This window comes from Nonlabens sp. MIC269 (genome assembly GCF_001430865.1).
Classification (GTDB): Bacteria; Bacteroidota; Bacteroidia; order Flavobacteriales; family Flavobacteriaceae; genus Nonlabens; species Nonlabens tegetincola.
Genome location: NZ_CP011373.1, coordinates 864,961 through 880,085, shown reverse-complemented (window position 1 = coordinate 880,085; position 15,125 = coordinate 864,961). Strand labels below are relative to the sequence as shown.

The 15,125-nt window shown below is 35.4% G+C and carries 12 protein-coding genes; 6 read left to right on the top strand and 6 right to left on the bottom strand.

The window, feature by feature from the left end; translation table 11 throughout:
- Positions 1-18: 18 nt before the first annotated feature.
- Positions 19-1,251, top strand: coding sequence for a hypothetical protein (locus AAT17_RS04095; protein WP_157539220.1), 1,233 nt, complete (start codon positions 19-21; stop codon positions 1,249-1,251).
- The gene (locus AAT17_RS04090) at positions 1,241-1,936 is read left to right on the top strand and encodes a YjjG family noncanonical pyrimidine nucleotidase (protein ID WP_060523014.1); all 696 of its coding nucleotides are present in this window, start codon (positions 1,241-1,243) and stop codon (positions 1,934-1,936) included. Before AAT17_RS04095 ends, AAT17_RS04090 begins: the two co-directional genes overlap by 11 nt.
- Here the strand turns inward: AAT17_RS04090 and AAT17_RS04085 are convergent.
- Positions 1,921-3,207, bottom strand: a complete 1,287-nt coding sequence (locus AAT17_RS04085; protein ID WP_042279087.1) for a replication-associated recombination protein A — start codon at positions 3,205-3,207, stop codon at positions 1,921-1,923. The genes AAT17_RS04090 and AAT17_RS04085 overlap by 16 nt on opposite strands.
- Before the next feature lie 60 nt (positions 3,208-3,267).
- Between AAT17_RS04085 and AAT17_RS04080 the strand changes: the two genes are divergently transcribed.
- Positions 3,268-3,948, top strand: coding sequence for a rhomboid family intramembrane serine protease (locus AAT17_RS04080; protein WP_060523013.1), 681 nt, complete (start codon positions 3,268-3,270; stop codon positions 3,946-3,948).
- 3 nt (positions 3,949-3,951) lie between these two features.
- Here AAT17_RS04080 and rlmB read toward each other — a convergent pair whose 3' ends face one another.
- From rlmB to AAT17_RS04055, 5 genes are all read right to left on the bottom strand, one after another.
- Positions 3,952-4,686: a 23S rRNA (guanosine(2251)-2'-O)-methyltransferase RlmB gene (gene rlmB, locus AAT17_RS04075; RefSeq protein WP_060523012.1), complete on the bottom strand. Its 735-nt coding sequence runs from the start codon at positions 4,684-4,686 to the stop codon at positions 3,952-3,954.
- Between the two features lie 89 nt (positions 4,687-4,775).
- Positions 4,776-5,591, bottom strand: a complete 816-nt coding sequence (locus AAT17_RS04070) for a hypothetical protein (RefSeq protein WP_060523011.1) — start codon at positions 5,589-5,591, stop codon at positions 4,776-4,778.
- A gap of 18 nt (positions 5,592-5,609) precedes the next feature.
- A complete protein-coding gene (locus tag AAT17_RS04065) occupies positions 5,610-7,115 on the bottom strand; it encodes a RagB/SusD family nutrient uptake outer membrane protein (RefSeq protein WP_060523010.1) in 1,506 nt (501 codons plus the stop codon).
- Positions 7,116-7,126: 11 nt separating this feature from the next.
- On the bottom strand, positions 7,127-10,174 hold the full coding sequence (locus tag AAT17_RS04060; protein WP_060523009.1) for a SusC/RagA family TonB-linked outer membrane protein: 3,048 nt from the start codon (positions 10,172-10,174) through the stop codon (positions 7,127-7,129).
- Positions 10,175-10,292: 118 nt separating this feature from the next.
- The gene (locus AAT17_RS04055; protein WP_060523008.1) at positions 10,293-11,903 is read right to left on the bottom strand and encodes a BamA/TamA family outer membrane protein; all 1,611 of its coding nucleotides are present in this window, start codon (positions 11,901-11,903) and stop codon (positions 10,293-10,295) included.
- 213 nt (positions 11,904-12,116) lie between these two features.
- Here AAT17_RS04055 and rpsL point away from each other — a divergent pair, with 213 nt between their 5' ends.
- Genes rpsL through fusA form a run of 3 tightly spaced genes read left to right on the top strand, consistent with a single transcriptional unit; the run spans position 12,117 to position 15,125 of the window.
- The gene (rpsL, locus tag AAT17_RS04050) at positions 12,117-12,491 is read left to right on the top strand and encodes a 30S ribosomal protein S12 (RefSeq protein ID WP_015361172.1); all 375 of its coding nucleotides are present in this window, start codon (positions 12,117-12,119) and stop codon (positions 12,489-12,491) included.
- Between the two features lie 27 nt (positions 12,492-12,518).
- Positions 12,519-12,995, top strand: a complete 477-nt coding sequence (gene rpsG / locus AAT17_RS04045; protein WP_042278884.1) for a 30S ribosomal protein S7 — start codon at positions 12,519-12,521, stop codon at positions 12,993-12,995.
- A 3-nt stretch (positions 12,996-12,998) separates the two neighbouring features.
- On the top strand, positions 12,999-15,125 hold the full coding sequence (gene fusA / locus AAT17_RS04040; protein WP_042278886.1) for an elongation factor G: 2,127 nt from the start codon (positions 12,999-13,001) through the stop codon (positions 15,123-15,125).

Below are 15,125 nucleotides of genomic sequence, written 5' to 3'. Positions count from 1 at the left end.
GAATACGTTTTTCGGCACGTGTTTAAAAGAATTCTAGAGGTAGAATATAAATTCACGACAGAGCTTAATGAATTTGTAGGGTATTCTGGACCTAAATTTAGCTACACTCAAAAGACCATAGGTCAGGAAATGAGTATCTATGCCGAAGGCTTATTGGATGAAGTAGGTATTGATCTACATGAGGTTGAAATAAGTTATTGGGATGAGTTACCAGTTTTTTTTCAATCACTAGATCATGAGTCGATAGTACCCTTTGATTTATTTAGTGCAGTATTTTATTTACTTTCTCGTTATGAAGAATATCTACCACAGATGAAGGATGAGTTGGGTAGATTTAAAGCACAAGACTCTGTTGCTTATCAAAACGATTTTTTAAAACTACCTATAATTGAATTATGGGTTTTTAAATTTAAAACTGTTCTCGAAGCAAAATTTGATTTTACTATTGATTTGGCTAATGAATATAAGCAAGTAACAGTAATTGATACTCCTATTTACTTTAAATACCGCAGCCGTAGTTGGATTACAAAATGGGAGATGTTTATTTCATATGTTAAAAAGTTCAGTATCTACAAGCTCATATTGTTCTTTTCAGTGCTACTTAGATTTAAAAAGGATCCCTTTGATAATCTAGATGATTTATTAAAAATTTTTACGTCGACTAATCAAACTGAAAGAAAGTCGTTGTTTTTATTCAATCTAGGTAATATAACACGTGATAATCCTGGAGTATCTTATAGAAACCATACTTATAAAATAGCGATAAAACATGCTGCAGATTATTCTGATATAGGTGTTCTCGCGAGAATTAATTCAAGCGAAGAACAGGCAATTTTACAAGCTTCGAGGTTTGAAAAAAATACCCATCGTATCCTAAAATTCGTAAGGGTAAACAAGAGTAAATTGGAAGTGCCTCATTTTTATAGAAATATTTCTGGCTTAGGTAAGGTAAACGATTATAGTATGTGCTTTGAAAACGTTGTAGGTTTTAGAGCAGGTACATCATTACCCTTTTATTTTTATGATCTGGATTATGAAATTCAAACGCCAGTCCTTGTTCATCCAGTTGCTATTCATTATTCGTCATTAGTAAATAAAATGTTAGCTAGTCAACGAATAGCACTCAAACAAATAGTTCATCAAATTAAAGCTGTACATGGCCACTTAAATATTGTTATGAATTATGATCATTTCGACAAAGAATTAGGCAATCACAGTTATACATTTTTAAAAGATATCAATGGTATTTAAAGGTAAAAAGCACATTTTCTTTGATTTAGATCACACCTTATGGGATTTTGACTTGAATAGCAAACTAGCCTATCAACAAATATTTCAAGAAGAGAAAATTTCATTAGATCTTGATGCATTCATAAAGGTTTATGAACCGTTGAATCTTGAGTTTTGGCGAAAATTCAGAGAAAACCTAATTACTAAGGAAGAACTCAGATTTCAACGTCTTAAAACCGCTTTTGATGCTTGTAATTACCCGACGACTACCGAACAAATCAACAAATTTGCTGATATGTACATCGCTTATTTACCTAATAACAATCATTTGTTTGCTGGATGTATTCAGTTATTAGATCAGTTGAAACCCAAGTTTAAATTGCATTTAATTACTAATGGGTTCTTTGACGTACAGCATAATAAGATCAATAAATCAGGTTTGTCTAAATACTTTGATGTAATCTTAACAGCCGATGAAGCTGGCGTTAAAAAACCTGATCCCAAAATATTTGAAATAGCTCTTCAAAAATCAGGTGCTCGCGTTGAAGAAAGTGTAATGATAGGGGACAGCTTACTTGCCGATATAGAAGGAGCTCAAAATATAGGGATGGATAGTATTTGGTTTAAAACAACTAATGAGCAAACCGCGCACGATCAACCTTATGTAGAGAGTTTATTAGATATATTCACTTATTTATCGGAATAAGGATAGTGATCCTTCCATCTTCTTTTTAAAAAGTCTCTTTGAGCTTGTTCTCTTGAATTGTTACCGGGTTCATAAAGTTTGGTAGCGCTTATTTCTTTTGGTAAAAAATCGTAAAATGCAAAATTACCAGGATAATCATGGGCATACTTATAATCGTCTCCATATCCTAAATCTTTCATCAACGTTGTTGGAGCGTTACGTAATCCTAAGGGTACAGGTAAATCACCAGTCTCTCGTACCAACTTTTGTGCATTACCTATTGCCAGGTAACTAGCATTACTTTTTAACGACGTTGCGAGATAGATTGCACATTGACTTAGTATAATTCTAGACTCTGGCATTCCTACAGTACTTACCGCTTGAAAAGTATTATTAGCCATGATTAAGGCAGTAGGATTTGCATTTCCTATATCTTCACTAGCAAGTATGATAAGTCGTCTAGCAATAAACTTAACGTCTTCTCCGCCTTCTATCATTCTAGCTAGCCAGTAGACTGCGGCATTAGGATCTGATCCTCTTATCGATTTTATAAACGCACTTATAATATCATAATGTTGCTCACCTGTTTTATCGTATCGTGCAGGATTTGACTTAACCTGCTCAAGAACCATTTCATTGGTAACCTTAATTACACCTTCGGGTTGGGATAGAACAACTAATTCAAATGTGTTTAATAATTTTCTTGCATCACCACCGCTTATCCTTAACAGTGCGTCACTTTCTATCAATTCAATGGATAAGTTTTTTAAAATGTCATCTTTTTGTATAGCGTGATGGAGTAGTTGGTGTAATTCCGCTTTCGCGAAAGCGTTCAAAACGTAAACCTGACATCTAGATAACAAGGCAGGTATAACCTCAAAGCTTGGATTTTCGGTTGTCGCACCTATAAGGGTTACCCATCCCTTTTCCACTGCACCGAGAAGTGAATCTTGTTGTGATTTACTGAAACGATGAATTTCATCAATGAACAAGATGGGATTCTTTTGTGTAAACAGTCCTCCTGATGTTTTGGCTTTATTAATTACTTCTCTTATATCTTTTACACCACTATTTATCGCACTTAGAGTGAAAAAAGGTCGCTTGCTTTCTTGAGCAATAATTTGAGCAAGTGTGGTTTTACCTGTTCCAGGTGGACCCCAAAAAATCAACGACGGTACTGTTCCGTTTTTAATATGACGGGTAAGACTTCCATGCTCGCCTACAAGATGATTTTGACTTATGTAATCATCCAGATTTTGTGGTCTTAGGCGTTCGGCTAGTGGCGTATTTATTGACATAAGTTATATTGACATGACAGGCCTTTGTGGCTTAAACATTGATATTTTGTAAGTATGCAAGATAAGGAGTATTTTAAGTTTGATGGTATCACCTTCCTTCCTGCCGTACTTTTTGTTCTATTGATATGGTTAGTTTATTATATAGAAGTAACTTTTCATATCCGATTTAACAAAATGGGTATTTATCCCAAAAGTATAGCTGGTTTAAAGGGGATCTTTACAAGTCCTTTCATTCACGGTAGTTTACAACATTTGTGGAGTAATACAGTGCCTTCCTTCATACTTCTTGTTTTACTCAATTATTTCTATAGGAAACAGTTTTGGCTTGTTTTTATCATGGGCTTGTTAAGTACAGGAATATTAACCTGGTTAATTGCAAGCAATGGTTATCATATTGGTGCAAGTGGTATTATTTATCTGCTAGTAAGTTTTCTGTTTTTTAAAGGGCTATTAGTTAAACACTATCGATTGGTTTCATTAAGTTTTTTAATTGCCTTTTTTTATGGGAGTTTAATTTGGTATATGCTACCTATTAAGGAAGGAATGTCATGGGAAGGACATCTTAGTGGTTTCATAACCGGACTAGTCATTGCTTTATTTACAAAAAACAAGATGCCGGAAAAAAGAAAGTTCCAATGGGAACTTAGAAATTATGATAGTTCAAAGGATCCTTTTATGCAGCAGTTTGATGATGAAGGTAATTTTTTTGAAATTCCTTCTGAGGAAGAGGAGTGACGACTATGACATTTTTTGCCTAGTTATTTCATAAAGTATAGCACCACAAGCTACTGATACATTAAGGGATGCGATATCTCCTAACATCGGTAATTTTAATTTATAGTCTAGCATTTTTATGACCGATGGCTGTATACCTCGCTCTTCACTTCCCATAACTACCGCAATTGGTATATTGAGATTTTCATTGTAGAGTACTTGATCAACTTTTTCTGTAGCTCCTGCCAGTTGAATACCGTAGGATTGGAACATAAACAACGCATCTTTCACGTGATTTACTTTACAGATAGGAATATTAAATAAGGCACCTGCGCTTGTCTTAATTGCGTCGGCATTAATACTTGCACTACCTTTTGTAGGTATAATTATAGCAGCAATTCCTGTACATTCTGCAGTACGTGCAATAGCACCAAAGTTACGTACATCTGTAATCCCATCTAAAACCAAGAACGTTGGATTTGTATCTAAGTCAATTTTTTCTAATATCTCTTCTAAGTTGGAATAGGAGATAGCTGCTATTCTGGCAACTGCTCCTTGATGATTTCCTTTTGCAAGGTGGTCTAATTTCTCAATGGGTACATAGCTAGTTGAAATATTTTTAGTCCCGGCAACCTTTTTGAGCTGTTGAGCTAGAACGCCATCACCACCTTTTAAAAGGTATATTTTATCAATTTCTTTTCCTGATTCAATGGCTTCAATGATAGCTCGAATACCATATATAAAAGATGTCTTACTCATGCTGCAAAAATAGTTTTATTATTAAGATTTGACTAATAAAAAAATCCCGTCCTTAAGGACGGGATTTTTATAAGTTTAGTTATATACCCTTATGGGTTTTTAACCAATATAAATGATCCACCGAAAGTTCCGAATCCACCAGCTTGATTATCGTATTGAACTACAAATAAGCTATCATCATTTACATCGTATGATGTATTTCCGCTTGTTGAAGTTGTAATGATAATTGGACCTTGTGGTGTACCAGCTACAAATCCAGTGTCATTAGTACTCGCATAGATTAATTCATTACAAACTAAGTTTAGAACTACAGATATATTACTACCTGACCATGTTGTATTAAAAGTACGTTGTGTTGCACTTGATCCTACCGTAATGTTAACATCTGCTGTGTCAAAATTCGATCCACTGAATACTGGTTGTAAATCCGATATTTCGTACGATCCAACCATATAGGTAGATGGTATTGGACAAACTTGATAAACACTTATAATAGCATCTCCTCCAGATGCAAAATCAGCGCCTTCTTCTAATTGAATGATTAATGTTTCAGCGTTTGTGTCAACACCCATAACATCAGTTCCTGAAATAGTTAAAATACCCTCGTATTCATTTGCAGGAATAGTTACAGAAGTCGGAACTGAATAACTACCAGTGATTGCAGTTGTTCCATCATTTACTACACTTACATTAAAAGTTCTATCAGTTGAAGCTAACGTTGATGATTGTACAGGAATGTTTAATTCTCCTGTTGCATCAATTTCAATTTCTAAGTTATAAGTGGATCTTGAAAACTGAACTAAGGTTAAGTCTCCATTACCATCAAATATTTTAGGCTCATATTCACAACCAATTATTAAAAAAAGCGTCGCGATTGCTATAAAGCTATATTTTAAGTTTTTCATCTTACTAAATTTATTTTATTAATAACCGTCGTTTTGAGTAATTGTAGGATTACCTCTTACTTCTACAGCAGGAACCGGTAATGCTCTGGCTCTAAAGTCATTGAAGCTTATGTCACATTCAGGTGCAGGGTAAAGTGAACAGTCCGTGTCATTTCTATCATAACCTTGGTTTGCAAGTGCTCCTAATCTTTTAACATCAATGTAACGGTGCCCTTCAAAAGCTAACTCAATATAGCGTTCCGCCATGATATCTGCCCATGCTTCAGTAGCGCTAGAGTAAGTCGGTGCGGCCTGTGGGCTAGTGTATCTAGCATCACGTACAATTTTCAATTGTGCAGCTGCACCTGGTAGATCTCCAGCTTCAACAGCTGCTTCAGCAAGAATAAAATGCATTTCAGCTGTTCTAAACACTTTTTGATCATTAGTATATCCACCAACTAGACCTGGTAAAGAAGGGTCTCCTGGGTATTTATCCACAACCAGAATGTCGTCTTCTCGAGGGTTTGTTGCATTAGGGTAATCAGGAGAAATTAATGAAGATGGATCTACCCATACTTGTCTTCTGATATCACCGAAATTAGAATTATTACTTTCTAATTCATTAAAAAGTCTTCTTCCAACCTCATATAATGGTGAACCTGTTACGTCACTTGAATTAGTATTCCATATTTGTCCCATACTGCTCCCAACAGCAAGAGTATTATTAAATTTAAAAATAACCTCTTGTGAAGTAGCGGTACCATTTATGTCTTGCCAAACCTCTGTAAATTGAGCTGCGTTAGCGGTAGTAGGTAAAGTAAAATTACCTAACACTGCTTGTGCAAAATTGGATGCTCTTGGGTAGTCACCAACATATGCAGCAACACGAGCTCTCAATGCATTTACAAAATCAAGTGAAATAAAGTCTACTGTGTATGCAGTTCCAGCTTGTGTTAATAAATTATCAGCTGCATCTAAGTCATCATTAATAAATTGAACAACTTCTGCTACCGTATTACGTGGTAATCTGTCTTCTACACCAGGTACAAAATCATATACCGGTACTGCCAAACTAGAAGGATCAGATAAATCTTGAGCAAAGTAAGCAAGCAATTGAGAGTACGCATATGCTCTTAAAGCATGTGCTTCACCCAAAGCTTCATCATATGTAGCTTGTTCTGCAGCATCAGCTGGAGTAACTAGAGCTGCTCCTTCAAAGAAAATATTTGCATTTCTTATGGCACTATTGTAGCCAGTCCATATACCTGATGCTTGCGCATTGTTTACATTAAGCTGAAGTCTGTGTGATTCGTTACCGTTGTTTCCAGCTTCACCTAATCCACATTCATCAGTGAAATATGATGTAAATGCGATACCCGTAGTTCTATTTGCATTTCCGTAGATTCCAAAAACAGCTGTTTTTACATCGTCCGCATTTTGGAACGCAGTATCAAATCCGAATTCACTCGGCTGAATTATTTCAGTTGCGTCTTCACAGCTAAACAAGGCAGCTGCGAGTCCTAAAGTTAAAAATATTTTTCTCATTGCTTTTAAAATTAAAATTGTAAATCAATACCTACACTAAAAATACGTGGTGTTGGGTATCTGTTGTATTCTGATAAACGTGTACTTTCTGGATCAGATCCTAACCACTTAGTCCAAGTAACTAAGTTTTCAGCATTTACATATATTCTAGCACTGTCAAGGAAAATTTTATCTAATGCTGCCTCATCAAAGTTGTAACCCAATTGCATGAAACGAACTCTTAAAAAGTCTGAGTCTATTAAGAATCTATCTGATAATGGTCCAGTAGCTATGTTAGTAGCTGCTAAAGATGGCATGTCTGTAACTCTATTTGTTGGTGTCCACGATCTTGTAAGGTCACTAGATAATTGAGTTTGACCTAAATTATTGATGTCATAATAATCACGTTGATTAAAGTCAAATCTTTGTAATCCAGTCATGAAACTAAATTGAGTTTCAAAAAAGAAATTGTTATAGTTCATTTCAAAACCAAATCCACCTTGGAAATCTGGCACAGTATCAGTTCCAGTTAATCTTCTATCATCTAGTGTTGGAGCTTCTGTTGGATTTCCATTAGCATCTAAGAATAACAAGTTACCGTTTGCTGGATTTACTCCTAGATAAGGCACTACAAAGTATTCATTTAATTGAGCTCCTTCTTGGATTACCGATGAACCGTTATCAATGATTCCATCTGGAGCGTCAATTGAAGTTACCTCATTTTCATTGTAACTTACGTTAGCAAATATGTCTAAATCAAATCCTTTGTTTGATTTTGGGATTATTAAATCATATCTAGCTCCTAATTCAATACCACGATTCACCAAGTCTCCAATGTTAGCTTGCTGTGTACCACTAGCAATTACTAAAGTAGAAACAGATCTCGGAGAAAATAAATCAGTAGTTTTTCTGTTGTAGAAATCTAATGTACCTCTTAATCTTCTGTTAAATAATTCATAATCTAAACCAAGGTTTGCTGTGTTTACCGACTCCCATCTCAAGTCTGCATTTCCTAATTGAGATCTTACGAAAGTTTGATTATCAGCATATGATAATCCTGTAGTAAATAAAGTTCTTGTATTGTTAAGTGCTCCATAATACGTTGAAGCAATTCGGTCATTACCTACGCTACCATATGAAGCTCTTAGTTTTAATGAATTAACCCAGTTTACATCTTTCATAAATGCTTCTTCCGAAATATTCCATCTACCTGCAACAGACCAAAAAGTACCCCATTTGTTGTCTCCGCTAAATCTTGATGAAGCATCTCTACGTATTGTTGCACCAAAACCATATTTGTCGGCATAATCATAATCAAATTCTGCAAAATATGAGAATAGACCTGTACTACCTTTTCCAGAGTTAACCGTTGGAACAAATTCGTCATTATCTTCATTGTCACCAATGAAGGCTCCACCGTCATTTCCAGGACTAAATGTTCTTGGGTCTAAACCTGTTTGAGAAAAGCCAAAACTTTTAAAGTGAGCCTTCACATATTCTACATATCCGTTTGCTAATATTGTGTGACCATTACTTCCGTCTTCATTCGCACCAAAAGTTTTCTTATAACCTATGCTTGCAGTCGAGTTAAATCTAAAGTCATTGAAAAATGATTCTGTTTGAAATCCTTCTACTTCTCCAGGTCCAATGAAACTTGCTCTTACTCTTGCTAGAGCAGAATTAGGATCAGCATATCTTAAAAATGTTTGTTGACGATAATCCACACCAATGTTGTATCTCGCTGTCCAATTATCACTAATTTTATAAGATGAATTTGCACCAGCAATGATTTTCATTTCATCTTCTCTATTACCATTGAATAAAATGTTGTCCAAGGTAACATATGGAGATAAACGTGCCTGTAAACTACCCACCCATTCCTCTATTCTTGTATCATAATTGTTTGGATCAAAATAAGGTAAACCAAAATTAGAATTATAGATAGAGTTAAAATAAATAGCATTATTTCTTGTCTCAGGCTCTGACTGAGAATTGTTTTTAGAATACCCTACTTGAAGAGATGTTGCCAAATTAAAGCGATCATTATCTGACTTTATATTTAAATTGTTTCTAACGGTAAATCTCTGTAAGTCTGATGCTTGTAAAGAACCTTCTTCGTAAGTGTAGTTAACAGATGTGAATTGGTTCAAGTTTTTACCACCAGATCTTAAAGATAAATTGTGTAATTGACTAAACCCAGTTCTATAGAAAGTATCACTCCAGTCGGTGTTAACCGCATATGCATTTATTTCAGCGTCTGTTAAAGTTGCACCAAGACCGATTCCTCGTTCATTTTCTAGTCTTAAGTAGTCACGTGAGTTGAACAGGTCATACTCTGTGTCTATTAATTCCGTAATTCTAGTCTGTCCCGTATAACTAACTTGAAGCTCTTGATTATAAGCACCACCTTTAGTTTTGATGATAATTACACCATTTGCACCTCTATTACCATAGATTGCAGTTGCTGCCGCATCTTTAAGTACAGTCTGACTTTCAATATCCAATGGATTTATTGTTCTGAAGGCATCTTCATCAACAGGAATACCATCAATAATGATAAGTGGCTCTGTATTACCATTAATAGAACTCACACCTCTTAATTGAATTGTAGAGTTTGCGCCTGGTTGACCAGAAGCCGTTTGAATAATAAGTCCAGGTACCTGACCTTGTAACCTTTGAATAGCACTTGCGTTAGGTCTGTCTTGGATTTGTTTAGCGGTAATAACATTTGCAGCAATGTTACTCCTTTTGGTAGATGAAGTACGATATGCCTGAACTACTACCTCTTCAAGAGCAGAACTAAGTGTTACATCGATAACTGTTCTATTACCAACGGTCTCTTCTTTAGCATCATATCCTACATAACTAAAGACAAGCACGTCTTCAGGGTTAGCTTGAATACTATATTCACCATCAAAATTAGTTGATGCGAAGGTATTCGAACCTTTAATAGACACTGTTGCACCTCCAACAGGTCCATCTGCATCTGATACCGTACCGGTAACAGTCTGCTGCGCAAAAGCTACTTGCGCAACTAACGCTAGTAATAGCGTCAAAATTCCTTTAAATTTTGTTTTCATGTTTAGATTTATTTGAATTAGCCAGCTGTAAAAATCAAAAAAAAGACTTAATAAAACAACTTTTAACTATTTATTTTATTAGGAAATTTAATATTGGCTTAACATTTGTATAACCTTTTTAGAACAAAACCTTATATTCTATATGGCCTATAAGGTTGGTTATATTAAAGTTAGCGTCTCCAAAATTTCCTGAAGCGATATTTAAACTTAGTATTCCTGAATTTGTTAAAATTCCTACACCTACTCCAAATCCTGTTAAATATTCTGCTTTATCGTCAATAAAGCTTTGGAAAATACCAGCATCTGTAATACTGTTTATGTATAAAGTTGGAGATAAATTGTATCTATATTCTAAAAGTAGGGTTGCATATTGCGAGCTATCAATGCTATTTTGATTAAAACCTCTTATACTATTGTTCCCACCTAGTTGATACAACTCATTAAATTGAATTTTATCTGTTTTTAAAATTTGGCTTTTCAAAGAACTTAGAATCTTACTTCTATTAGATAGATGCCAAAGTTTTGTAATGGTTGCGTCAATATTCAAATAATTTTCTTTGTCCTCTGGTAATTCTCTAGTTCCCGTGCCTATCTTAAGTTGGAAGATTAGATTTTGACGGTGCAATAAATCTGTTGACCATTTTTCTAATCTATAACCAATGTTCAATCCAGAACGATCCGTTTCAAGATTATTTAAGGAGAGTATCATCCCGCTGTCCGTGGTATTTTGACTTTCGTAATTTAATGTGATAGTGTTATTCCAATCTAATTTATAAGACGTTCCTATTTCAAAGTTGTTTCTTTGGTATGTGCTGTCTCTTCGTACAATCTCCAAAGATGCGCCCAAACCAAAATTAGATTGTGCTACGTATGGAATTGTAAATGCTGAGTGTACCCTAGTTTGATCTTCTTGATCATTCCGATAGGTAAGTTGAAATCTTTCAGCAGCGTCAAAGTTGTTTTCTAAATACAGATCTAGATAACCATTTAATTCTAGTTTGCCATTGTTGTTATTGAAGCCTAACAAACCTTCAGCGGTGTTTATGTTTTTCTTTTTTAGATATAGATAGAGAGTAGTGGAGTTTTCTTGAAACAACAATTCCGAATTTCTTGTGGACTCGATGAATGGGATACTATTTATTTTTTTATTAATTGCCGTCGATAATTTAGGGGTAAAGCTCTTGTTAATAATTTGTGACTTGATGATTTTCTTTGGAAATTTTTTATAACCCTTAACTTCTATGTTGTCTATTCGTCTTTTTTCTGAAGTAGATGATGTAAGGCGGGAGAAAAGTGTGTCCTGTGTTTCTTTTAAAAAGAGCAATTTGGTTTCAGTGAATACGAACCCTTGTTCGGAAAAAGAGTTCGTGATCAGATTTAGTAAACTGTCTTTATGTTTGAAAGGTATTTTTATTTCTCGCTTTCGCGAAAGCGTACTTTTTAAAAACTCATATTTTGAATAATAATCTTTTGGTATACGAACATTTATTCCCTTTATCGGTTGATTCAAGAATATCGATCGGCTATAGCGATTGGTTTTATTTTGGTTGATGGAGGTGTGCTGTAAACGTATGTAACCAATATTTTGATAGTGTTTAATGATGCTGTCTGATTTTCTTTTTGACTCTTCAAAAGAGTTGCTAGATATGACTATTGTATCTGTGGTTTTTTGACTATTTGAATAGATGAAATTAAATATATCAAATTGTTGGCTATATAATAAGGACAAAGAAAAAAGGGTAAAAAGTACTCCTAGTATGTAATTTTTCTCATTAAATAAAACAGGGTTTTTGTATGTGTGCTTAACTTTTTTGATAGGGTAAAAACGTTTTTAAATAAACTTTATTGTAAATATTTGAAAGTGAGGTTTGAATAACAAAATAATATTTATACCTTTGCCGACCCTAAAAATAGGGATTTAACATATTTAGCGTAAAATAATATGCCAACAATTTCACAATTAGTACGAAAAGGAAGAGCCAAAATAACTAAGAAGAGTAAATCGGCTGCCTTAGATTCTTGTCCGCAACGTCGTGGAGTATGTACGCGTGTTTACACTACTACGCCTAAAAAGCCTAACTCGGCAATGAGAAAAGTTGCTCGTGTAAGACTTACAAACGGTAAGGAAGTAAACGCATACATTCCAGGAGAAGGTCACAATCTACAAGAGCACTCGATAGTATTAGTTAGAGGTGGAAGGGTAAAAGATTTACCAGGAGTTAGATATCACATTGTACGTGGTGCTTTGGACACAGCAGGTGTTGCAGACCGCACGCAACGTAGATCTAAGTATGGTGCAAAACGCCCTAAGAAGTAATTCAATTAACAATCTGAAACAACAGAAATGAGAAAAAGACAGGCAAAAAAACGTCCTATCCTTCCGGATCCACGTTTTAACGACCAGCTAGTGACTCGCTTTGTAAACATGATGATGTTGCATGGAAAGAAGTCGATAGCATTTAAACTTTTTTACGATGCAATGGATATCGTAGAAGAGAAAAATCAAGACGAAGAAAAAACAGCTTTGGAGCTTTGGAAAGATGCCTTATCTAATGTAATGCCTCACGTAGAGGTGCGTAGTAGACGTGTAGGTGGTGCTACTTTTCAAATCCCAATGCAGATTAGACCAGATCGCAAGATTTCTACAGCAATGAAATGGTTAATTGGATATGCTCGTAAGCGTAACGAAAAATCATTTTCTCAAAAATTAGCAGCTGAAATACTTGCTGCTGCAAAAGAAGAAGGTGCTGCTGTTAAAAAACGTGTGGATACGCACAAAATGGCAGAGGCTAATAAAGCATTCTCACACTTTAGATTCTAAGACATGGCTAGAGATTTAAAATACACAAGAAATATTGGTATTGCCGCTCACATTGATGCTGGTAAAACAACAACTACTGAGCGTATACTTTATTATACAGGAGTTTCACATAAGATTGGTGAGGTGCATGATGGTGCTGCAACAATGGACTGGATGGAGCAGGAGCAGGAGCGTGGTATTACTATTACTTCTGCTGCAACAACTTGTACATGGCAGTTTCCTATGGAAAATGCTCAAAGATTACCTGAAACAAAGGATTATCACTTTAATATTATCGATACTCCTGGTCACGTTGATTTTACTGTTGAAGTAAATAGATCTTTACGTGTACTTGATGGATTGGTATTCTTATTTAGTGCAGTTGATGGTGTTGAGCCTCAGTCAGAAACTAACTGGAGACTAGCTGATAATTATAAAGTCCCACGTATGGGATTTGTTAATAAAATGGACCGTCAAGGTTCTAATTTCCTTGCGGTTTGTAATCAGGTTAAAGAAATGTTAGGTTCTAATGCGGTGCCTATCGTATTACCTATCGGTGATGAAGCTGACTTTAAAGGAATAGTTGATCTTGTTAAGAACCGAGCTATTGTATGGCACGATAATACACAAGGAGCTACATTTGACGTAATTGATATTCCAGAAGAATTAAAAGCAGAAGCTAGAGAATATCGAGCACTTTTAATTGAAGAAGTTGCTGCTTATGATGAAAGCTTGCTTGAAAAATTCATGGAAGATGAGGATTCTATTACCGAGGACGAAATTCACGCGGCATTACGTGCGGCTGTAATGGATATGTCTATCATTCCAATGGTTTGTGGTAGTGCTTTTAAGAATAAAGGTGTTCAGTTCTTACTTGATGCTGTTTGTCGTTATTTACCTTCTCCGGTAGATAAGGATGCAATTGTAGGAACAAATCCAGATACAGGAGAAGAAATTACACGTAAGCCTTCTGTAGATGAGCCTTTCGCGGCATTAGCATTTAAGATTGCTACTGATCCTTTCGTTGGTCGACTAGCGTTCTTTAGAGCTTATTCAGGACGTTTAGATGCAGGTTCGTATATCTTAAACAATAGATCTGGTAAAAAAGAGCGTATATCACGTATTTACCAAATGCATTCTAATAAACAAAATGCTATTGAATTCATCGAAGCAGGTGATATTGGAGCTGCAGTTGGTTTTAAAGATATTAAAACAGGTGATACCATGTCTGATGAAAAGAACCCTATTGTTCTTGAATCAATGGAATTCCCTGATCCAGTAATAGGTATTGCTGTAGAGCCTAAAACAAAGGCTGATGTAGATAAGTTAGGTATGGCTCTTGCTAAATTAGCAGAAGAAGATCCAACTTTTACAGCTCGTACTGATGAAGCTTCTGGACAGACTATTATATCTGGAATGGGTGAGCTTCACTTAGATATTATTGTTGACCGTCTTAAGCGTGAGTTTAAAGTAGAAGTAAATCAGGGACAGCCACAGGTTGAGTACAAAGAAGCTGTAACAGCACGTGCTGAACACAGAGAAGTTTACAAGAAACAATCTGGTGGTCGTGGTAAATTTGCTGATATCGTATTTGTAATGGAGCCTGCGGAAGAAGGTAAAGATGGTTTAACATTTGTATCTGAAATTAAGGGTGGTAACGTACCAAAGGAATTTATTCCTTCTGTTGAAAAAGGATTTAAAGAAGCTATGAAAAACGGACCTCTTGCAGGTTACGAAGTTGATAGCCTTAAAGTTACTTTAGTTGATGGTTCTTACCACGATGTTGACTCGGATCAGTTATCATTCGAGCTTGCTGCAAAACTTGGTTTTAAAAATGCTGCCAAGGCTGCAAAGGCGGTTATTATGGAGCCTATCATGAAGTTAGAGGTACTTACTCCTGAAGAAAACATGGGTGATATCGTTGGTGACTTGAACCGTCGTAGAGGTCAGGTAAATGATATGGGTGACCGTTCAGGTTCTAAAGTGGTAAAAGCTAATGTTCCATTATCAGAGATGTTTGGCTATGTAACTTCATTAAGAACATTATCTTCAGGTCGTGCTACGTCAACAATGGAATTTTCACACTATGCAGAAACTCCTTCTAATATAAGTGAAGAAGTGATTGCTGCAGCAAATGGTTCAAATAATTAA

Coding starts and splice junctions, on each gene's coding strand:
- AAT17_RS04090 (WP_060523014.1), top strand. CDS start 1,241: ATGGTATTTAAAGGTAAAAAGCACATTTTCTTTGATTTAGATCACACC.
- AAT17_RS04080 (WP_060523013.1), top strand. CDS start 3,268: ATGCAAGATAAGGAGTATTTTAAGTTTGATGGTATCACCTTCCTTCCT.
- rlmB (WP_060523012.1), bottom strand. CDS start 4,686: ATGAGTAAGACATCTTTTATATATGGTATTCGAGCTATCATTGAAGCC.
- AAT17_RS04070 (WP_060523011.1), bottom strand. CDS start 5,591: ATGAAAAACTTAAAATATAGCTTTATAGCAATCGCGACGCTTTTTTTA.
- AAT17_RS04065 (WP_060523010.1), bottom strand. CDS start 7,115: ATGAGAAAAATATTTTTAACTTTAGGACTCGCAGCTGCCTTGTTTAGC.
- AAT17_RS04060 (WP_060523009.1), bottom strand. CDS start 10,174: ATGAAAACAAAATTTAAAGGAATTTTGACGCTATTACTAGCGTTAGTT.
- rpsL (WP_015361172.1), top strand. CDS start 12,117: ATGCCAACAATTTCACAATTAGTACGAAAAGGAAGAGCCAAAATAACT.
- rpsG (WP_042278884.1), top strand. CDS start 12,519: ATGAGAAAAAGACAGGCAAAAAAACGTCCTATCCTTCCGGATCCACGT.
- fusA (WP_042278886.1), top strand. CDS start 12,999: ATGGCTAGAGATTTAAAATACACAAGAAATATTGGTATTGCCGCTCAC.